Consider the following 19196-nt stretch of genomic DNA (forward strand, 5'->3'; position numbering starts at 1 on the left):
GCGGATTACTTGGCGAACAAGGAATCCATGTTCTTGAAGGCTTTGAATTCCAGCGCGTTGCCCGACGGGTCCAGGAAGAACATCGTGGCCTGTTCGCCGACTTCGCCCTTGAAGCGGATGTAGGGTTCGATGACGAATTCGGTGCCGGCGTCGATCAGGCGCTTGGACATGGCTTCCCATTGTTCCATGGAAAGAACGGCGCCGAAATGGCGCACGGGCACGTTGTGCGAGTCCACGGCGCTGGTGGCCTTGTGGCCGCATTCGCTGGGCGCCAGGTGGGCGACGATCTGGTGGCCGTAGAAGTTGAAGTCGATCCATTCGGACGAGCTACGGCCTTCCGGACAGCCCAGCTTTTCGCCGTAGAAGGCGCGGGCTTCGGCCAGGTCGCGAACCGGGAAGGCCAGGTGGAACGGCGGCAGGTTGGTTTGAGCGGTCATGAGAATTTCCGGGTCATTCAAAAGAGGGTGATCGGCATGCGGGCTGCCGCGAGTGCAAATAGCGCTAGCACCAGGCTCCAGTTTAGGTATTGTTTTTTTGATTGAAAAACGATATTTTTTGTGTCTTAGCATCAAAAATATTGATCGTGATCAAAGAGTTCAAAACCTTCATCGCCGTGGCGCGTGACGGCACCTTTACCGGGGCGGGCACGCATCTAGGGCTGACGCAGTCGGCGGTCAGCGCGCAAATCAAGCGCCTGGAGGAATACCTGGGCGTGGAATTGTTCGACCGCAGCGCGCGCGCCGCGGTGTTGAACGCGCACGGCCGAGAGATGCTGCCGCAGGCCGAAGAATTGGTGGCTATGGCCGAACGCATGGTCACCACGGCCGGGGCGGGCCATGTCAGCGGCTCGTTGCGCATAGGCGCGATCGCCTCGGTGCAGCAAGGCTTACTGGTGGATGCGCTGGGCCGGTTTCGCGCGGTGTATCCCGATGTGCGGGTGCGGATTGTGCCGGGGGTGTCGTTGTCGCTGCTGGGTCAGGTGGATGCGGGCGAAGTGGACATGGCCGTGCTGATCCGCCCGCCGTTCACGCTGCCGCCGGAGCTGGGCTGGCAGCCGCTGTTAAGCGAACCCGTGGTGCTGGCCATGCCGGAATCACTGCCCGCCGCGCCCTGGCGCGACGTGCTCGCCACGCAGCCCTTCATTCGTTATGACCGGGCGTCATTCGGCGGGCGGGTGGTGGATATTTTCTTGAAGAAGCACCGCTTGAATGTGCATGAGGCGGTGGAGCTCGATGAAATCGAAGCCATCGCCAACCTGGTGCGTCACGGGCTGGGGGTGGCGCTGTTGCCGCGCCTGCGCGGGCTGGACATGACGGGTTTGCGGCTGGTGCCGTTGGGCGACCAGGCGTTTCACCGCGACATCGGCATCATCGGGCGGCTGCCTTTTGATGCGGGCAGCGTGCGGGAAAAGATGGCGGAATGCCTGGTGGCGGCAGCTAGTGCAGGCGTGCCATAAACAAGAATGGCGTCATAGCAAATTCAGCCATGACGCCATCCGCAATCAAGCGATCAACCGCGTCCGGTTTACAGCCGGTCGCAACGTACCGTGATCGGGTGGCTGCGCAGCGTGGACATCACCACGTCATCCACCTGGCCTTCCACGTCCGTAATCACATAACCGATCTGGCCCTTGGTTTGCAGCGTCTGGCTGACGATGTTCAAACCGTGTTGCGCCATCAGGTTGTCCAGCGTGCCAAGCGCGCCCGGCGCGTTGCGGTGCACGTGCAGGATACGGGTGGCGCCGGCCGGTTCCAGATACGGCAGTTCGGGGAAGTTGACCGCGCCCTTGGTGGTGCCGGCCTGCATGAAGCGCACCAGCTTCTCGGCCACTTCGCGGCCGATGTTCTCTTGCGATTCCTGCGTGCTGCCGCCGATGTGCGGGGTCAGGATGACGTTGGGCAGGCCGATCAGCGGGCTTGCCAGCGGTTCGTCCGCGCCCTTGGGTTCAGTGGGGAACACGTCCAGTGCCGCGCCCGCCAGGTGGCCGGACTTCAGCGCGGCGTGCAGCGCGTCGATGTCGACCACCGTGCCGCGCGACGCGTTGATCAGGATGGCCCCGCGCCGCATGCGCGCGATGGTCTCCGCGTTCATGATGTTTTCGGTGGACTTGCCGCCCGGCACGTGCAGCGTCACCACATCGGCCTGCTCAAGCAGGTCGTTCAGCGTTGCGGCCGGACGCGCGTTGCCCAGCGGCAGCTTGGCTTCCACGTCGTGATAGATGACGCGCATGCCCAGGCCTTCGGCCAGCGTGCTGATCTGCGAGCCGATGTTGCCGTAGCCCACGATGCCCAGCGTCTTGCCGCGCGTTTCAAACGCGCCGGACGCGCTCTTGTCCCAGTGGCCCAGATGCACGCGGGCATTCTTTTCCGGGATGCGGCGCAGCAGCAGGATGGCTTCGCCCAGCACCAGTTCAGCCACGGAACGGGTGTTGGAGAAGGGCGCGTTGAACACGGGAATGCCGCGCTGCATGGCCGAATCCAGGTCGACCTGGTTGGTGCCGATGCAGAAGCAGCCCACGACGCGCAGGTCGGGGCTGGAAAGCAAAGCGGCATCCAGGTGCGTGCGAGAACGAATCCCCGCCACGTGCACGCCACGCAGGGCGTCGTGCATTTGCGCCGGCGGCAGGGCCGCGGCGTGCGTGACGATATCGGTGTAGCCAGCGGCTTCGAAGACCGCGCGGGCGCTCGGGTGGATGTTCTCGAACAGGACGATTTTTGCCATGAGACTGCCAGGGGTGGGTGAGGAATGCGTGTTATTTATTGTGGCGCATTTTTGCTGCAGTGCAAGGAGTAGCCATTGAGACGGTGTGGATGAATTGTTTCAACGGCCTTCCCACCCCCCGCGCCTTACCGATAGGCCTGGAACACCTTGGCGCCGCCCTGCTTGTCGACCAGCACCACATCGTGCGGCGTCTTGCGGCCCCCGTATTCCGGGCCGTCCATGCCGGGCGAACCCAGCGGCATGCCGGGGGCGGCCAGGCCCGCTGCGTCGGGTTTTTCAAGCAGCAGACGGCGCACATCGCTGGCCGGCACATGGCCTTCGACCGCGTAGCCGTCAACCATGGCGGTGTGGCAGGAACCGTAGTCCGCCATGCCGGCGTTGCGGCGGATTGGGCCAGTGTCTTGCACATCGTGCGTGGTCACGGTGAAGCCGTTATCACGCATGTGCTTGACCCAGTCTTCGCAACAGCCGCAGGTGGGCGTCTTCCAGACTTCCACCTTGACGGGCGTTTGCGCGGCTGTGATCGCGGGCGCGAATAGCGGGGTGAACAGCGCCGCGGCAATAACCAGGCGGCGCGTAATGCGGGATGCGTTCATGATGCTCCGTAGGGGTAATGTCGAAAAGGCGCGGGTGTCAAAACCAGAACCGCACGCCGGCCATCACGGCCGTCTGCGAGCGGCTGGCCCCCGCGTCCGAGGCATAGCTTGCCGTCTGGCCAAACTTTCGCTCAAAGGATACGCCGATATACGGCGCGAATTCCCGCGTGACTTCATAACGCAGCCGCAACGACAGTGAGCCCGTCGACAGCCCCGACCCGATCCCGCGTTCAGGGTCGGATTTGCCGTACAGGCTGGCTTCGAGTTCCGGCGTGAAGATCAGCCGTTGCGTCAGCAGCAGGTCGTACTCGGCCTTCAGCGCCAGCGCCGTGCGGCCCGATGAACCCACATAGCCGGTCGTCTCCAGTTCGATGTTGTACGGCAGGACGCCTTCAATGCCAATGGCGGCCCAGTTGCGCTTCGCGCCCGTGCCGATGTCGCGGCGCGCACCCAGTTGCAGGTCCCAGAAGGGCGAGACCGCGTGGCTCCAGAACGCTTCAACCTTTGCGTCCGAGCCGCCACCGTTTTCGCGTTCGCCTTCGCTCTTGACGACGAGCCGGTCGGTGGCCGTGCCGAACCAGAAGCGGCCGTCCCAATTCAGCGCATTCTGCCCATCGCGGTTGCGCGACATGCCGAACTTGTCGAACAGCACTTGCCACGTGGGGTCGTTGTCCATCATGTGCGGATGGATGCCGTAGCTGCCGTAGCCACGCTCGCCCGCGCCATCGCTGGATGGCAGGCTGCCGATGGGGGGCGCATCGGGCGCCGCATCGGGCGCTGCGGGGGCGCCGTGACCCATGCTGGCATGGTCCATCGCGCCGTGGTCGGTTGCTGCGGATTGCGCGTGCGCGCCCGCGGCAAGCAGCGTCATCGCCAAGGCGCAGGCGCCTAATCGTTTTGTCTTGGACGTCATCGCTTACTCCACCACGACCGCTCTGAACATGCCGGCCTCCATGTGATACAGCAGGTGGCAGTGGTAGGCCCAATGCCCGCGCGCGTCGGCGCTGACGCGGTAACTCAGGCGCTGCGCCGGGTTGAGCGTGATGGTGTGCTTGCGCACCTGGAACGCGCCGTCGGGCGATTCCAGGTCGCTCCACAGGCCATGCAGATGGATGGGGTGCGTCATCATCGTGTCGTTGACCAGCACGAAGCGCACGCGCTCGCCGTAGCGCAGCACGATGGGTTTCGCGTCCGAGAACTTCACGCCGTTGAACGACCACATGTAGCGTTCCATGTTGCCCGTCAGATGCAGCTCGATCTCGCGCGAGGGCGCGCGGTTGTCGGCGGGTTCGCGAATGGAATGCAGGTCGGCGTAGGTCAGCACGCGGCGGCCGTTGTCGCGTAAGCCCACGCCCGGATCGTCCAGACGCGTTGACACCACATCGGGCAGCATCGAGTTGCCCACGCCGCGCTCGGCGGGGTAGGGATGCGTCACTTCGACCATGCCGCCCTGGCCTGCGCCGGAACCGTGCTGCATGCCATGATCCATGCCGGGCATGGCGCTGTGGTCCATCGCGGCTGCCCCTGCTCCTGCCCCTGCATTGGCGCCCGCGCCCGTCCCTGCACCGGCATGGTCTCCACCGCCCATGTCGTGCGCCATGCCCATGTCCATCATGCCCAGCAACTGTACGCGGTCGAGAGCCGGCACCTCCGCCTGCATGCCGGCGCGCGGGGCCAGCGTGGCGCGGGCGTAGCCGGAACGGTCCATGGCCTGCGAGAAGATCGTGTAGGCGCGGTCGTCTTGCGGTTCGACGATCACGTCATACGTTTCCGCCACGCCGATGCGGAACTCTTCCACGTCCACCGGGCGCACGTCCTGCCCGTCCGCCGCCACCACCGTCATCTTCAATCCTGGAATACGCACGTCGAAGTAAGTCATCGCCGAGCCGTTGATGAAGCGCAGCCGGATGCGTTCGCCCGGCGTGAACAGCCCGGTCCAATTGCCCGCGGGCGTCGCGCCGTTGGTCAGGAAGGTGTAGGTGGCGCCCGACACATCGGCCAGGTCCGACGGGTTCATGCGCATCTGTTCCCACATCAGGCGTTCAGACAGCGCGGCGCGCCAGCCGCGGCTGGCGGCGTCGGCGCGCAGGCTTTGCACGCTGGGCTGAATGCCGTTGTAGTAGTCGGGCATCACCTTCAGCTTGTTGAAAAGCCGCATGGGATCTTCGTCTGTCCAGTCGGACAGCAGCACCGTGTAGTCGCGGTCAGACGCGATGGGGTCGCGACGGCGCGGGTCGATGACAATCGCGCCGTACAGGCCCGTCTGTTCCTGAAAGCCCGAATGGCTGTGATACCAGTACGTGCCGCTTTGGCGCACGTCGAAACGGTAGGAGAAGGTCTGGCCGGGGTCGATGCCGTCAAAGCTCAGGCCCGGCACGCCATCCATGTTGGACGGCAGCAAAATACCGTGCCAATGAATCGACGTCTGCTCGCGCAGCCGGTTGGTGACGTGCAGCGTGACCGTGTCGCCTTCGCGCCAGCGCAGAAGCGGCGCGGGCACCTGGCCGTTGACGGTGGTGGCCACGCGCGCCGCGCCCGTGAAGTTGACCGGCGTTTCACCGATCTCAAGATGGAACTCGGTGCCGCGCAATTCGGCGGTGGGGGCAGGGTGCGATTGCGCCAGCGCCGCGCGCCAGCCGCCAAGCGCCGCCAGCGCGCCGCCGGCAGCCAGGCCCTGTACGAATCGCCGGCGGGCAAGAGGGGGAAGTGTGCGCATAGGAAGACGGTGCCGGGCGTCACAGCACCGACACGGCTCCCTTCATGCCAGCCGAATAATGCCCGGGTTCCAGGCAGCCGAAGGACACCGTGCCCGCCTTGTCGAAGCGCCAGACGATCTGCCCAGTCTTGCCCGCCTCCAGCGACACCGCGTTGGCTTCCTCGTGGCGCATGCCAGGGTCCTTCATCATCATGTCGTAGTGCGCTTTCAGATCCGCGTCGGTGCCTAGCACCAGCTCGTGCCGAATCTTGCCGACATTGCGCACATTGATGCGCACGGTTTCGCCGGCCTTGACCTCGATGCGGTCGGGCGTGAAGCGCATGGCGTCGTTCATGTCGATACTGATGGTGCGCGTGGCGCGGGCGGCGTCGCCCGGCTTGCCGATGGGCGCCGTTGCGGCCGGCATGGCCATGGACGACATGTTGTGGCCATCGTGGCCGCCTGCGGCCTGCGCGGTGGCGGTGAACAGCAGGGCCAGGGCAGCAGCCTGGCTAAGGCGAATCAGAGCGTCTTTCACGAAAATCCTTACAGGAGTGACCGTGATGACACTGTAGGAAAACCGGGGTGACCCGATTCTGTCGCCTGGATTACGGTTTTGTAATGTTGGGCGGGCGCGGGCCAGGCTCAGGCCCGCGCAACGTGATGCCCACCACCGTGCCAGACGCATCCGACACCGCGTCCACATCGCCGCCATGCATAAGGGCGATGGCGCGCACGATGGCCAGCCCCAGCCCATGCCCTTCGCTGCGCGGCGCGCGGGGTTGGCCGGACCGGAAGAAGCGGTCGAAGATGCGGGGCAGGTCGGCGGCGGGAATGGGCGTGCCCGGGTTGCGCACTTGCACCCGCGCGCCTGCCGCCGACGCTGAACACGTCAGCACGATTTCGCGGCCGGCGGGCGTAGCCTTGATGGCGTTGGAGATCAAATTGGCCAAGGCGCGGCGCACCAGCCCCGGGTTGGCGGCGACCGTTGCGTCGCCCTCGCAGCGCAAATGCACGCCCTGGGCTTCCAGCGTCGCTTCGTAGTATTCCGCCACGCGCCGGGCCTCGGCCGCGAGCGACACCGGCGCCAGGTCCGCCGCCCGTTCCCCGCGGTCCGCGCGCGCCAGGAACAACATGTCGTTGACCAGCGTCTTCAGGTCTTCAAGCTCTTCCAGATTCGATTCCAGCGCGTCGCGCAATTCGGCGGCGTCGCGCGGGGATGACAGCATCACCTGCGTGCCGTTGATCAGCGTGGCAAGCGGCGTGCGCAGTTCATGCGCCACGTCGGCGTTGAACCCTTCCATTTGCTGATACGCCGATTGCAGCCGTTCCAGCGTGCGGTTAAACGACCGCACCAGGTCGTGCAGTTCGCGGTCGGTGTCTTCCAGCGGCAGACGGCGCGCCAGATTGTCGGGCTGGATGCGCGCCGCCTGCTCCGACAGCCGGCGCGTGGGCGCCATGCTGCGGCGCACGGCCCAGGCGGCCAGCACGACGGTTGCACCCACCCATAGCGCGCAGATCAACACCAGCGCGGTGCCATAGGCGTACAGAAACTGCGAGCTGGTGCGCGTGCTGACGGCCACGGTCAGTTCGGCGCCCGGCAGGATGCGGTCGTTCATGGCCACGCGCAAGCCGCGCATGCGCCCGCCATCGGCGGTTTGCAGCACCACTTGCCTGCCGTCGCCGCCCGTGCCGAGCGTTTCGGGGGCGGGGCCGCCGTACACGGCGTGCCCCTGCGCGTCCACGATCCAGATGCCCAACTGGCCTTGGCCGGCTCGCATTTCGTCAAACGTGGCGGCCAGGTCGTGCAGGCCGCTGGCGCTGTTCTGCATGTCGATCAGGTGGTCGATCAATTCCAGCTTGCCGCTGACCTCGGTGATCTCCTGGCGTTCGACTTCGCGCTTGAGCGCCCAGAACAACGTCGCCCCGGCCAGGCTGGATACCAGCAGTGCAATGGCGCCCAGCAGCAGCGTCAGCCGCGCCTGCATCGAACGCATGCGCGGCGGCTTCATGCCGGTTTGGGCTCGGGGCGCGACTCCAGCACATAGCCCATGCCGCGCACGGTGTGCAGCAGCTTGGCGTCGAACGGGTCGTCCAGCTTGCCGCGCAGGCGGCGCACGGCGACGTCGATGACATTGGTGTCGCTATCGAAGTTCATGTCCCACACCTGTTCGGCCAGCGTGGTGCGAGACAGCACCTGGCCCTGGCGGCGCAGCAGCAGGGCCAGCAGGTTGAATTCCTTGGCGGTCAGGTCCAGGCGGCGTCCGCCCCGCTGGGCGCGGCGGCGGGCCAGGTCCAGCTCCAGATCGGCCAGGCGCAGCAGCGTGGGTTCCTGCGTGCGGCCCCGGCGCAGCAGCGCCTGCACGCGGGCCAGCAGTTCGGAAAACGCAAAGGGCTTGACCAGGTAATCGTCGGCGCCGCCTTCCAGGCCGCGCACGCGGTCTTCCACGGCGTCGCGCGCGGTCAGCATCAGGATGGGGGTGTCTTTTTGTGCGCGAACCGACGCCAGGATGCCGAAGCCGTCCACGCCGGGCAGCATCACATCCAGCACGATCAGGTCGTACGCGCCTTCCAGCGCCAGATGCAGGCCGTCGACGCCGTCGCGCGCCAGATCCACGATATGGCTCTGTTCCGACAGCCCCTTCTTGAGGTAGTCGGCCAGTTTGGGTTCGTCTTCGATGACCAGGATGCGCATGGCCGGAAATTTACCACCCGCGCCGGCGCTGCGGCGCGGGTGGTACGAGCAAACCGGTCAGGCCGGTTCGTCGATGGCGATACGTTCGAAGGGGAAGCGCAGCGCGAACACGCTGCCTTTGCCGGGCTCGCTCGTGATGAGCAATTCGGCATCGTGGCGCATGGCGATGTGCTTGGTGATCGCCAGGCCCAGGCCCGTGCCGCCCACAGCGCGCGAACGCCCGCGGTCCACGCGGTAGAAACGTTCGGTCAGGCGCGGCAGGTGGCGGGCGGGGATGCCGATGCCGGTGTCCTGCACGCTGTAGCGCGCGCCGCCATCGGGCTCGCGTTCCCAGCGCACGGTGATCGTGCCGCCGTCGGGCGTGTAGCGCACGGCGTTGGTCAGCAGGTTCGACAGCGCCGAGGTCAGCTCGGTCTCGGCGCCAAGCACGTCCAGCGTTTCGTCGATGTGCCATTCCAGCACATGACGTCCGCCCGACAACGCTTCGATCTGCTGGCGAGCTTTTTGCAGCAGCGCGCTCATGTTGATCGCGCGCGGGTCGCTGCCCGGCGACGATTCCAGCGTGGACAAGGTCAGCAGGTCTTCGACGATGGCCTGCATGCGCTGGGCCTGCTCATGCATCATGTCGATGTACTGCGCGCGCTGTTCTTCGGGCAAGGCATCGGCCGGCATGTCGCGCAGCGTTTCCAGAAAGCCCGCCAGCACGGTCAGCGGCGTGCGCAGCTCGTGCGAGACGTTGGCCACGAAATCGCGGCGCGTGGTTTCCAGGCGTTCAATCTGCGTGACGTCGCGCGTGATGAGCAGGCGCTGATTGCTGGCGTAGGACGTCAGCTGCATCATCATCAGCCGTTCCTGGCCTTGCTGGCCCAGGCGCACCAGAATCGGGTCGGGCCAGGACGAGCGGTGCGCGTATTCCACGAATTCCGGCGCGCGCAGCAGGTTCAGCAGATTGTGGCCACGGTCGGCCGGCAGGCGCAGGCCCAGATGCTGGCGCGCCATGCGGTTGCACCAGTCGATCTGGAAGTCTTCATTCATCGTGACCGCGCCGTCCGGCAGCGCCTGGGCGGCGGCCAGCATGCCTTGCATGGTGTCGCGGGTTTCGGCCAGTTCGCGCGCGCGGGCGCGGGTGTAGCGGTAGAGCGGGGCGAGAATGTCGTCCCAAGGCCCGACGGAGGCGGGAGGAGAGGTGTCCGGGTGATTGGCCCAGTGGGAAACCAGCGTCAGGCGCCAGCTGCGCCAGAGCAGCATGGCGGCGAGCGCGGCGCAAAACACGATCCAGCCGAATGGATCACCTATGAGCCATTGCGCCAGTAGTGAAATCACCGCCCACAGGGCGACCAGGAAAAGAGTGCGCAGCCAGATCATCGTGCGGGAGTTTTACCGCGTCGGAAGCTGTGCCGTAAACCGGTATCCGCTGCCGCGCACGGTTTCAACGTGCGCATCGTGGCCGCTGGGTTCCAACGCCTTGCGCAGGCGGCGGATGTGGACGTCAACGGTGCGCTCTTCCACGAACACGTGGTCGCCCCAGACCTGATCCAGCAGTTGCGAACGCGAGAACACGCGCTCGGGGTGGGTCATGAAGAAGTGCAGCAGACGGAACTCGGTGGGGCCGATCTGCAAAGACTGGCTGTTGCCCGACAAGCGGTGCGTCACCGGGTCCAGCTTCAGGCCGCCCACGTCGATGACGTCATCGGTCAGCTGGGGCGCGCGGCGGCGCAGCACGGCCTTGATGCGGGCCATGAGCTCTTTCGGCGAAAAGGGCTTGGTGATGTAGTCGTCGGCGCCGGCTTCCAGGCCGTCTACCTTGTCTTGCTCGGAGCCCTTGGCGGTCAGCATGATGACCGGGACGGCGCGGGTGCGCTCGTCGTTGCGCAGCTTGCGCGCCATGGCCAGGCCGGACGTGCCGGGCAACATCCAATCCAGCAGGATCAGATCGGGGAGTTCGGCGCGAATCAGCGTCTGGGCCTGGTCGGCGTCGAACGCGCGCAGCACTTTATGCCCCGCGAAGGACAGGTTGACGGCGATCAGTTCCTGGATTGCGGGTTCGTCTTCGACGACGAGGATGGTGCTGGACATGGCGAATTTGGCACACTTCTGAGCGCCGGCGCGGCGCGAACATTGCGATAGTATGGCCGCAATATTTCAGGTATGTGACCGCAGGGTGCTTACGGGGAAGGTTCTCTGCCCGCCAGCGCGTGGCCGATAGGCTACCATTGCCAGGATATATCGGGAATTCACCATGCAAAACCCCTCCGAATCGCAACATTCCGCCGACTCCAACGCCCAATCCACGCATTTTGGCTTCCAAACGGTGCCGGAAGGCGAAAAAGCCCGCAAGGTTGCTGAAGTCTTCCATTCGGTCGCCCAGCGCTACGACGTCATGAACGATTTCATGTCGGCCGGCCTGCACCGCGTCTGGAAAGCCTTCACCATTGGCCGCGCCGCCATCCGCCCCGGCATGAAGGTACTGGACATCGCCGGCGGCACGGGCGACCTGGCCAAGGCCTTCGCCAAGCGCGCAGGCCCGACCGGCGAGGTCTGGCTGACCGACATCAACGATTCCATGCTGCGCGTGGGCCGCGACCGCCTCACCGACGCCGGCCTCCTGGTGCCCACCGCCGTGTGCGACGCCGAGCGCCTGCCGTTCCCCACCGGTTATTTCGACCGCGTCAGCGTGGCTTTCGGCCTGCGCAACATGACGCACAAAGACCGCGCGCTGGCCGAAATGACCCGCGTCCTGAAGCCGGGCGGCAAGCTGCTGGTGCTGGAATTCTCGCGCGTGGCCAAGCCCCTGGCGCCCGCCTACGACTGGTATTCCTTCAACGTGCTGCCCTGGCTGGGCAAGAAGGTCGCCAAGGACGAGGCCAGCTACCGTTATCTGGCGGAATCCATCCGCATGCATCCCGACCAGGAAACGCTGGCCGACATGCTGCGCACCGCCGGCCTGGAACGGGTTCAGTATTTCAACCTGACTGCCGGCATCGCCGCGCTGCACGAAGGCGTGCGCCTGGGCTGAAACACGGCCTGTCCATAGGATATTTCTTCACCCCACGGGGAACTTGTGGGGCGGCGTCTTGTCCGTTATTCTTACGACGTTCAGATTACTGTAAGAAAAGTCGCGTTTAGGTCCCGCTGTCCGTGGGGCTTCCAGCTGCTCGGGGCAGCGGGGGCGCGAGTACGAGGGAGCAAACTCTATGACCAAATTCTGTCTTTCGCGGTTTGTCGCCGCGGCGCTCATCGCCGTTTCCGGCGCGGCGTTGGTGACGGCGTCGTTTGACGCTGAAGCCCGTCGTGCAGGCGGCGGCAGCAGCGTCGGCCGCCAATCCTCCAATGTCACCCAGCAGCGCCAGGCGACCACGCCGCCGGCCGCCGCGAACAACACCGCGGGCGCCACCGCCGCGCCGGCAGCCGCTGGCGCAGCCACGGCTGGCGCCGCGGGCGCCGCCGCCAAGAGCGGCGCGTCGCGTTGGCTTGGCCCCATCGCAGGCATCGCCGCTGGCCTGGGCATCGCCGCCTTGCTGTCCAGCATGGGCCTGTCGGGCGCCTTCGCTGAATTCCTGGGTTCCGCGCTGCTGATCGCCGCCGTTGTCTTCGCCGTCATGTTCATCATCCGCCGCCTGCGTGGCGCGGGTCCGCGTACGGCCACGCAAGGTGCTTTCAATGGCGCCAACAACGCACCGGGCCAGCAGCCGCAGCCGATGTGGCGTGAAGCCCTGAAGCCGGCCGCCGCCGCGCCCGCCGCTGCCGCCGCACCCGTGGCCGCCGCACCGGTCGCGCCGCCGGCTGTGCTGCCCAAGGCAGGTGAAGACAACAACTGGTTCGTGCCGGGTGATTTCGACACGCCCAACTTCCTGAAGCAAGCCAAGGAGCAGTTCGTTCGCATCCAGGCAGTGTGGGACAGCGGCAGCACCGATGGCCTGCGCGACTTCCTGACCGATGACCTGATCACCGAACTCAAGCCGCAACTGGCTGAGCGCGGCGCGGCCCCCAACAAGACCGAAGTGGTCCTGCTGAACGCCGAAATGCTGGGCATCGAGACCGTGTCCGACGGCCACCTGGCCAGCGTGCGCTTCTCTGGCATGCTGCGTGAGGCCCCCGGCACCGAAGCCTTCCGCTTCGAAGAAGTCTGGAACCTGTTCAAGCCTGCCAATGGCGGCTGGCTGTTGGCTGGCATTCAGCAGATTCCGGTGGATCTGGCCAGCTAAACGCTGGCTGGCCGGGACTGCCTCTGTCCTCCGTTGCCGGATGCCCGAAAGGCATCCGCTTGAACCGGCCCCACAAGGGCCGGTTTTTCCTTGTGCCTTTCGCGCTAAACACGCGCCCATCTAACCCGTTACACTCCCGATTTACCCACCAATTCCGGCAACCCCGCCCCGCGGTGTTGCAGACCGTCATGCTGCCTTTTTCGTTCCTGCCCACTCCCTCGCGGTTGGCTGTAAGCGCGCTCAACGCCCTGTTGCGGCGCGAGGACTGGGCGCGCGAGCGTCTGGCGCGGCATGCCGGCAAGACCGTGCGCTTCGCCCTGGGCGGTTTCACGCTGGGCCTGACGATCGATAGCGAAGGCCTCGCGGCCCAGGCTGACCCTGCCGTCGTGCCCGACGTGACGCTGACCGTGGCTCCTGAAAAGCTGCCGCTGCCGCGCCTGGGCGCTGACCGCGAAACCCCTGACTTCGCCGAAGCCACGCATATCTCGGGCGACGCTGCGCTGGCCCAAGTGGTGGCTGACCTGTCCAAGCAGCTGCGTCCCGACCCCGAAGACGCGTTGGCCCGCGTGGTGGGCGATATCGCCGCCCTGCGCATCGTGGGCGGCGCGCGGGCCGCGGCCAATGGCGCGCGCACCGTGGGCACGCGCCTGGCGGAAAACGTATCGGAATATCTGGCCGAAGAAAGCGGCGTGCTGGTGGGCCGCCCCGCGCTGGAACAATGGCGCCTGGATTTAGCCGAGCTGAACGCTCGCACCGACGCGCTGACGCGTTCGGCCACCGCCCTGCAAACCCGTCTGGCTTCGGCCAGCGCAAAGCGGGGCGCCTGATCCATGTTTCCCCTGCTGCGCCTGCTTCGCATCATCGTTGTTTCCTTGCGCTATGGCCTGGATGAGCTCGTGCTCTCCAGTCTGAACCATCCGCTGGCCACTTGCCTGCTGCGCGTCATCCGCCTGGGCACGCGTCCGCGCCAGCCGCGCGGGCAGCGCCTGCGGATGGCCCTGGAATCGCTGGGCCCCATCTTCGTGAAGTTCGGGCAGGTGCTTTCCACCCGCCGCGACCTGATCCCCGCCGACATCGCCAACGAGCTCGCGCTGCTGCAAGACCGCGTGCCGCCGTTCCCGTCCGCGCAGGCCGCCGCCTGCATCGAGGCCGCCCTCGGTGCGCCGCCCGAAAAACTGTTCGCGCAGTTCGACGTGGACCCGGTGGCATCCGCCTCCATCGCCCAGGTCCACTTCGCCGTGCTGCATGATGGCCGCGAAGTGGCGGTCAAGGTGCTGCGTCCGGGGATGCTGAGCATCATCGAAAAAGACCTGTCGCTCTTGAAGATCGTGGCGCGCATCATCGAGCGTCTGGGCGACGATGGCCGCCGCCTGAAGCCGCGCGAAGTGGTCGCCGAATTCGACAAGTACCTGCACGACGAGCTGGATCTGGTGCGCGAAGCGTCCAATTGCAGCCAGCTGCGCCGCAACTTCGGCCCGGAATCGGGCCGCGGCGACATGCTGATCGTGCCTGAGGTCATCTGGGAATACACGGCGTCCACCGTGTTCACCATGCAGCGCATGTACGGCATGCCGGTGGGCCAGGTTGAACGCATGCGCGAAGCCGGCATCGACATCCCGACGCTGGCGCGCACGGGCGTCGAAATCTTCTTCACGCAGGTGTTCACCGACGGCTTCTTCCACGCCGACATGCACCCGGGCAACATCTACGTGTCAGACCGCCCTGGCACGCTAGGCAGCTATATCGCGCTGGACTTCGGCATCGTGGGTTCGCTGTCCGAGTTCGACAAAAATTACCTGGCGCAGAATTTCCTGGCCTTCTTCCACCGCGATTACCGGCGTGTGGCGCAACTGCACATCGAGTCAGGCTGGGTGCCTGCCGACACGCGCGAAGAAGAGCTTGAAGGCGCCGTGCGCGCCGTTTGCGAACCGTACTTTGACCGGCCGTTGTCCGAGATCTCGCTGGGGCAAGTGTTGCTCCGCCTGTTCCAGACCTCGCGCCGGTTCAATGTAGAGATCCAGCCGCAGCTGGTGCTGCTGCAAAAGACGTTGTTGAACGTCGAGGGGTTGGGCCGACAGCTCGATCCCAACCTGGATCTCTGGAAGACCGCCAAGCCCTATCTGGAACGTTGGATGCGCCAGCGTGTCGGACTCAAGGGCCTGCGGCAAAGCCTGGAAAAAGAAGCGGTGCAGTGGTCGCAAATGCTGCCCGCTTTGCCCAGGCTGGTCCATGACCACCTGAGCCGCCCGAACGTTTCGCCCGCGCTGCTGGCCGAAATGATTCATCTGCGGCGGGCGCAGGAACAGAACAACCGGCTGGTTGCAGCGCTGGTTGGGGTGCTGGCTCTTGCGATCGGGGTCGCAATATGGGCCTTGACCCGGTAGGCGGCGCGATGATCTAGACGAACCTTGTCATGTTTCATTCATGAAACGGTCATCATAGCTTCGCGGGAGACGGCGAAAAATAGCGCTGCGGTGGATGAATGCAGCGTCACGCCGAAGAGACGCGCGCGCCATTCATTAATTTCTATCGCCCCACAAGCGGGACGAATACAAGGGCAGACCCATGCTTTATCCTGAACTCTTCAAGACCATGGAAGCCGTGCGCTGGAACATGGCGCACGACATCCCCTGGGGGGATTTCGATCGCAGCAAGCTCTCGGACGAGCAGGCTCACACGATCAAGATGAACGCCATCACGGAATGGGCGGCCCTGCCGGCCACAGAAATGTTCCTGCGCGACAACCGCGGCGACAGCGATTTCTGCGCATTCATGTCGGTGTGGTTCTTCGAGGAACAAAAGCATTCGCTGGTGTTGATTGAGTATCTGCGCCGTTTCCGCCCGGATCTCGTGCCCACCGAAGAAGAGCTGCACAACGTGCGCTTTGAATTCGACGCGGCGCCCGAACTGGAAACGCTGATGCTGCACTTCTGCGGCGAAATCCGCCTGAATCACTGGTACCGCCGCGCCGCCGAATGGCACACGGAACCCGTCATCAAGGCCATCTACAAAACGGTTGCGCAGGACGAAGCCCGCCACGCCGGCGCCTACCTGCAATACATGCGCCGCGCGCTGCATGACCGTGGCCAGGACACCAGCGAGCAAGCTCGCCTGGCGTTCTCGAAGATTGGCGTGCTGATGGCCTCGGCCGGCCGCACGCAGCAGGCGCTGCACCCGACCAACCTGCACGTGAACAAGGACTTGTTCCCGAACGACACGGTGCAGTCGCGTCTGCCCGAGCCGGGCTGGCTGGAGCATTGGCTGGACACCCAGATCCGCTTTGACGGCATCTGGGAGCAGAAGGTCGCCTCGCGCATTCTGCACATCTTGTCCAAGCTGATGGACCGCAGCTTCGAAACGGTGAAGGACCTGAACCGTTACCGCAAGGAAATGACGGCGCTGATCGTTCCCAAGGAAAAGAAGATCGTCCTGGGCGGCGCCTGAGTTTCAGGCGTTATTGGCGGCTATCAGGCTGCCATCGGGCGGCGGACGGGCGGATATAATCGCCGCATGTCCGCCGCCCGTTTTGAATCCAAAGTCCTTTCCCGCGATGAATGCGTCGCCGCCGTCGCTGCTGGCCGCTTGCCGCGGCCGCTGGTGTTTACCAATGGCGTGTTCGATATCCTGCACCGCGGGCACGCGACCTACCTGGATCAGGCCGCGCAATTGGGCGCGACGCTGGTGGTGGCGGTGAACACCGACGAATCGGTGCGCCGCCTGGGCAAAGGGGCCGAGCGCCCGCTGAACCGCATGGAAGACCGCGCCGCGCTGCTGGCCGCGCTGGGCTTTGTCACCGTCGTCACGTCATTCCACGAAGACACGCCCGAAGCGCTGATCGGCGAGCTCAAGCCCGATCTGATCGTCAAGGGTGGCGACTACGACATGGAAAAGCTGCCCGAGACCGCGCTGGTCAAAACCTGGGGCGGCCGCGCAGTGGCGATTCCGTTTGAATTCGAACGGTCAACAACGGCGCTGGTGAAGAAGATTCAGGGCGCCTGACGGGCGTTCAACGCGGTTCCCGCAGCAGCCGGTTGATCGCTTCCAGATCCGTTTCCGCCAGAATGCCGCTGGTGGCTTTCAAACGCAGCCCTGACAGCACCGTGCTGTAGCGCGCCAGCGCCAGATCGCGCTGCGTCGCATACAGCTGCTGCTGCGCGTTCAGCACGTCCAGGTTGATGCGCACGCCCACTTCGTAGCCGGTGCGGTTGGCTTCCACAGCCGCGCGGCTGGATTTTTCGCCCGCTTCCAAGGCCTGGATGCGCGCCAGCCCGCTGGTGACGCCGGTGTAGTACTGGCGCGCGGCCTGGACGGCTTGGCGCCGTGCAGTTTCAAAGTCGTAGCGGGCCTTCTGTTCCAGCTGCACCTTCTCGGTCACTTGCGACGACACGCCGCCACCTGAATACAGCGGAATCGACAGCACCACGCCGATCGTGTTGTCGATGGGCTTGCCCGGCGCGGCATTGCGCATGACGGCGTCGCTGGCGCTGCCGCTGGTGGCGCGCAGGTTCAGGCTGGGGTAGTGGCCGCTTTTGGCGATCTGGATTTCACGGCCCGCGATGCGGGTCAGCAATTGCGCGCGCAGCACTTCCAGGCTGGAGGATTCAGCCTGCGTGCTCCAGTCAGCCACGCGGGCGGGTTGGGGCGACGGCAGCTGCACGCCATACGGCAGTTCCGCCAATGCGCCCGGCTGCTTGCCGATGATTTTGGCGAGCTCATCGCGGCGCACGTCCAGGTCGTTCTGCAACCGCAGTTCCTGCGCCACCACCAGGTCGTAGCGCGCCTGCGCCTCGTAGGTGTCGGTGACGGTGGAATTGCCCAGCTCGAAATTGCGCTTGGCGGACTCCAGCTGCCCGGCAACGGCGGCCTTTTCGGCCTCGGTGGCGGTCAGCGTGTCTTGCGCATAGAGCACGTTGAAGTAGGCGTCAGCGACGCGCAGCAGCAGGTCCTGGTAGGACTGCTGCAATTGCACTTCGACGTCGGCCACGATGAGCTTGGATTGCTCGTAGTTCTGCCAACGGCCCCAATCGAACAGAGGCTGGGTCAGCGCCAGATCCCACACGCCGCGCCCGCCGCTGTAGGCCACACCCAGCCCGCGGGTGCTGCGGGTTTCCTGGTAAGCGCCGCCAGCTTCGGCGGAAATCAGCGGCAGTAGCAGCGCGCGCGCTTGCGGCTCTTTTTCCAGCCCCGCGCGGTAGTTGGCGCGGGCGGCGGCGTAGGTCGGGTCATTGCCCAGGGCGGCTTGCCAGACCTGGATCAGGTTCTGCGCAAAGGCGGGCGACGGGCCGACGCTTGCGGCGCAGGTAAAAACCAGTAAAGCCGTAAGCAATCGGACGCGCATGATTTTCAACGATACGCCGGGCCGCCCCGTCGATGCGCCACGCCCCGGCGGGGGCAGGCGCGGGGCGGCAAGCTAGGGGTTTAGAACTTGAACTGGGATACCGTGGCGCCGCGCAGCGGCTTGACCACGGTTTCGAACAGGTTCACCGTTTCGAAACTGGCAGCGGTGGTGCGGGTGATGCGACAGGCGGTCATGACGGGGGCCTGGCCCACGATCACGACCAGGCGGCCGCCCACGCGCAGCTGGTACTTGAGCGCGTCGGGCACAACCGGCACCGAACCCGTCACCAGGATGGCGTCGTATTCGGTGGAGCCCCAGCCATTGCGGGCGTCGCCGGTTTCGACCTTGACGTTTGTGACGTTGTTCATTTGCAGGTTTTGCTGCGCGAACGTCACCAGGCGGCTGTCGATTTCGACCGAGGTGACTTGTTGGGCCAGATAGCCCAGCAGCGCGGCCTGATAGCCGGAGCCGGTGCCGATTTCCAGCACGCAGTCGGACTTGGTCAGTTGCAGTTCTTGCGCCAGGCGGGCTTCAACCTTGGGGGCCAGCATGGTCTGACGCGTATTGACCGCGTTGATTTCCAGCGGCAGTTCCAGGTCGGAAAACGCCAGGGCGCGCAGGGCCGGCGGAACGAACTGTTCGCGGCGCACATCGAACAGCGCTTGCAGCACGTTGGCGTCCAGGACGTCCCACGGGCGGATCTGCTGTTCCACCATATTGAAGCGGGCTTGTTCTACGTCGGGCAGGGTCGAAGCGTTCATGACGGTCAGGAAAAAACAGAGGAATCAGCCGGCCATTGTACCGATTCGTAGCGTCCTGTGACGGCGGCTCCATTCGGCAGATGTTTCAACGGCGGGAATGGGTCTGATTTGCGGGCCGGAAATGACCGCGGCGCTCCGTAGAGCGCCGCGATTCACGTGCACAGTTCACCCGCGTCTAGCCAAAG

Annotated in this window: 19 protein-coding genes; 7 read left to right on the top strand and 12 right to left on the bottom strand. The window is 65.3% G+C overall.

The annotated features are described in order from the left end of the window. Positions 1 to 5: 5 nt before the first annotated feature. Positions 6 to 437, bottom strand: coding sequence for a VOC family protein (locus ACFZAI_RS18700; protein ID WP_054421277.1), 432 nt, complete (start codon positions 435 to 437; stop codon positions 6 to 8). A 146-nt stretch (positions 438 to 583) separates the two neighbouring features. Between ACFZAI_RS18700 and ACFZAI_RS18705 the strand changes: the two genes are divergently transcribed. Further along, the gene (locus ACFZAI_RS18705; protein WP_391568360.1) at positions 584 to 1456 is read left to right on the top strand and encodes a LysR substrate-binding domain-containing protein; all 873 of its coding nucleotides are present in this window, start codon (positions 584 to 586) and stop codon (positions 1454 to 1456) included. 68 nt (positions 1457 to 1524) lie between these two features. Here ACFZAI_RS18705 and serA read toward each other — a convergent pair whose 3' ends face one another. From serA to phoB, 9 genes are all read right to left on the bottom strand, one after another. Continuing rightward, positions 1525 to 2721, bottom strand: coding sequence for a phosphoglycerate dehydrogenase (gene serA, locus ACFZAI_RS18710; RefSeq protein WP_391568361.1), 1197 nt, complete (start codon positions 2719 to 2721; stop codon positions 1525 to 1527). A gap of 125 nt (positions 2722 to 2846) precedes the next feature. Further along, complete coding sequence (locus ACFZAI_RS18715; protein ID WP_391568362.1) at positions 2847 to 3317, bottom strand: DUF411 domain-containing protein; 471 nt, start codon at positions 3315 to 3317, stop codon at positions 2847 to 2849. Positions 3318 to 3354: 37 nt separating this feature from the next. Continuing rightward, a complete protein-coding gene (locus tag ACFZAI_RS18720) occupies positions 3355 to 4230 on the bottom strand; it encodes a copper resistance protein B (RefSeq protein WP_391568363.1) in 876 nt (291 codons plus the stop codon). Positions 4231 to 4233: 3 nt separating this feature from the next. Continuing rightward, positions 4234 to 6033, bottom strand: a complete 1800-nt coding sequence (locus ACFZAI_RS18725) for a copper resistance system multicopper oxidase (RefSeq protein ID WP_391568364.1) — start codon at positions 6031 to 6033, stop codon at positions 4234 to 4236. A 19-nt stretch (positions 6034 to 6052) separates the two neighbouring features. After that, positions 6053 to 6550 (bottom strand): plastocyanin/azurin family copper-binding protein, encoded by a 498-nt coding sequence (locus ACFZAI_RS18730; protein WP_391568365.1) that lies wholly within the window; start codon positions 6548 to 6550, stop codon positions 6053 to 6055. 70 nt (positions 6551 to 6620) lie between these two features. Next, complete coding sequence (locus ACFZAI_RS18735; RefSeq protein ID WP_391568366.1) at positions 6621 to 8024, bottom strand: heavy metal sensor histidine kinase; 1404 nt, start codon at positions 8022 to 8024, stop codon at positions 6621 to 6623. After that, positions 8021 to 8707: a heavy metal response regulator transcription factor gene (locus ACFZAI_RS18740; protein WP_054421283.1), complete on the bottom strand. Its 687-nt coding sequence runs from the start codon at positions 8705 to 8707 to the stop codon at positions 8021 to 8023. The genes ACFZAI_RS18735 and ACFZAI_RS18740 overlap by 4 nt, the downstream gene beginning before the upstream one ends. Before the next feature lie 57 nt (positions 8708 to 8764). Further along, positions 8765 to 10072, bottom strand: coding sequence for a phosphate regulon sensor histidine kinase PhoR (gene phoR / locus ACFZAI_RS18745; RefSeq protein WP_391568367.1), 1308 nt, complete (start codon positions 10070 to 10072; stop codon positions 8765 to 8767). Positions 10073 to 10084: 12 nt separating this feature from the next. Next, entirely contained in the window at positions 10085 to 10783 is a 699-nt protein-coding gene (phoB, locus tag ACFZAI_RS18750; protein ID WP_006227196.1) for a phosphate regulon transcriptional regulator PhoB, read from the bottom strand. Positions 10784 to 10946: 163 nt separating this feature from the next. Between phoB and ubiE the strand changes: the two genes are divergently transcribed. The 6 genes from ubiE to ACFZAI_RS18780 all read left to right on the top strand — a co-directional run bounded on the left by ubiE (position 10947) and on the right by ACFZAI_RS18780 (position 16911). Further along, entirely contained in the window at positions 10947 to 11723 is a 777-nt protein-coding gene (gene ubiE / locus ACFZAI_RS18755) for a bifunctional demethylmenaquinone methyltransferase/2-methoxy-6-polyprenyl-1,4-benzoquinol methylase UbiE (protein ID WP_054421285.1), read from the top strand. Between the two features lie 178 nt (positions 11724 to 11901). Further along, entirely contained in the window at positions 11902 to 12912 is a 1011-nt protein-coding gene (locus ACFZAI_RS18760; RefSeq protein WP_391568368.1) for a Tim44 domain-containing protein, read from the top strand. Between the two features lie 188 nt (positions 12913 to 13100). Further along, positions 13101 to 13739 (top strand): SCP2 domain-containing protein, encoded by a 639-nt coding sequence (locus ACFZAI_RS18765; protein ID WP_054421287.1) that lies wholly within the window; start codon positions 13101 to 13103, stop codon positions 13737 to 13739. Positions 13740 to 13742: 3 nt separating this feature from the next. Beyond that, on the top strand, positions 13743 to 15296 hold the full coding sequence (gene ubiB / locus ACFZAI_RS18770) for a ubiquinone biosynthesis regulatory protein kinase UbiB (protein WP_054421288.1): 1554 nt from the start codon (positions 13743 to 13745) through the stop codon (positions 15294 to 15296). Between the two features lie 181 nt (positions 15297 to 15477). After that, positions 15478 to 16356, top strand: a complete 879-nt coding sequence (locus ACFZAI_RS18775; RefSeq protein ID WP_391568369.1) for a ferritin-like domain-containing protein — start codon at positions 15478 to 15480, stop codon at positions 16354 to 16356. A 66-nt stretch (positions 16357 to 16422) separates the two neighbouring features. Further along, positions 16423 to 16911, top strand: coding sequence for an adenylyltransferase/cytidyltransferase family protein (locus ACFZAI_RS18780; RefSeq protein WP_315139681.1), 489 nt, complete (start codon positions 16423 to 16425; stop codon positions 16909 to 16911). A gap of 7 nt (positions 16912 to 16918) precedes the next feature. Here the strand turns inward: ACFZAI_RS18780 and ACFZAI_RS18785 are convergent, their stop codons facing one another. Both ACFZAI_RS18785 and ACFZAI_RS18790 read right to left on the bottom strand, forming a co-directional pair. Continuing rightward, positions 16919 to 18250: a TolC family outer membrane protein gene (locus ACFZAI_RS18785; RefSeq protein ID WP_391568370.1), complete on the bottom strand. Its 1332-nt coding sequence runs from the start codon at positions 18248 to 18250 to the stop codon at positions 16919 to 16921. A gap of 80 nt (positions 18251 to 18330) precedes the next feature. Then, positions 18331 to 19011: a protein-L-isoaspartate O-methyltransferase gene (locus ACFZAI_RS18790; protein WP_054421292.1), complete on the bottom strand. Its 681-nt coding sequence runs from the start codon at positions 19009 to 19011 to the stop codon at positions 18331 to 18333. Positions 19012 to 19196 lie beyond the last annotated feature (185 nt).

Origin of the sequence: Achromobacter sp. NPDC008082 (assembly GCF_042957345.1) — a bacterium.
Taxonomy (GTDB): domain Bacteria; phylum Pseudomonadota; class Gammaproteobacteria; order Burkholderiales; family Burkholderiaceae_B; genus Achromobacter; species Achromobacter kerstersii_A.

Bases quoted from the DNA above. Each gene is read 5' to 3' on its own strand.
- ACFZAI_RS18700 (WP_054421277.1), bottom strand. From the start codon at position 437: ATGACCGCTCAAACCAACCTGCCGCCGTTCCACCTGGCCTTCCCGGTT.
- serA (WP_391568361.1), bottom strand. From the start codon at position 2,721: ATGGCAAAAATCGTCCTGTTCGAGAACATCCACCCGAGCGCCCGCGCG.
- ACFZAI_RS18715 (WP_391568362.1), bottom strand. From the start codon at position 3,317: ATGAACGCATCCCGCATTACGCGCCGCCTGGTTATTGCCGCGGCGCTG.
- ACFZAI_RS18720 (WP_391568363.1), bottom strand. From the start codon at position 4,230: ATGACGTCCAAGACAAAACGATTAGGCGCCTGCGCCTTGGCGATGACG.
- ACFZAI_RS18725 (WP_391568364.1), bottom strand. From the start codon at position 6,033: ATGCGCACACTTCCCCCTCTTGCCCGCCGGCGATTCGTACAGGGCCTG.
- ACFZAI_RS18735 (WP_391568366.1), bottom strand. From the start codon at position 8,024: ATGAAGCCGCCGCGCATGCGTTCGATGCAGGCGCGGCTGACGCTGCTG.
- ACFZAI_RS18740 (WP_054421283.1), bottom strand. From the start codon at position 8,707: ATGCGCATCCTGGTCATCGAAGACGAACCCAAACTGGCCGACTACCTC.
- phoR (WP_391568367.1), bottom strand. From the start codon at position 10,072: ATGATCTGGCTGCGCACTCTTTTCCTGGTCGCCCTGTGGGCGGTGATT.
- phoB (WP_006227196.1), bottom strand. From the start codon at position 10,783: ATGTCCAGCACCATCCTCGTCGTCGAAGACGAACCCGCAATCCAGGAA.
- ubiE (WP_054421285.1), top strand. From the start codon at position 10,947: ATGCAAAACCCCTCCGAATCGCAACATTCCGCCGACTCCAACGCCCAA.
- ACFZAI_RS18760 (WP_391568368.1), top strand. From the start codon at position 11,902: ATGACCAAATTCTGTCTTTCGCGGTTTGTCGCCGCGGCGCTCATCGCC.
- ACFZAI_RS18765 (WP_054421287.1), top strand. From the start codon at position 13,101: ATGCTGCCTTTTTCGTTCCTGCCCACTCCCTCGCGGTTGGCTGTAAGC.
- ubiB (WP_054421288.1), top strand. From the start codon at position 13,743: ATGTTTCCCCTGCTGCGCCTGCTTCGCATCATCGTTGTTTCCTTGCGC.
- ACFZAI_RS18775 (WP_391568369.1), top strand. From the start codon at position 15,478: ATGCTTTATCCTGAACTCTTCAAGACCATGGAAGCCGTGCGCTGGAAC.
- ACFZAI_RS18780 (WP_315139681.1), top strand. From the start codon at position 16,423: ATGTCCGCCGCCCGTTTTGAATCCAAAGTCCTTTCCCGCGATGAATGC.
- ACFZAI_RS18785 (WP_391568370.1), bottom strand. From the start codon at position 18,250: ATGCGCGTCCGATTGCTTACGGCTTTACTGGTTTTTACCTGCGCCGCA.
- ACFZAI_RS18790 (WP_054421292.1), bottom strand. From the start codon at position 19,011: ATGAACGCTTCGACCCTGCCCGACGTAGAACAAGCCCGCTTCAATATG.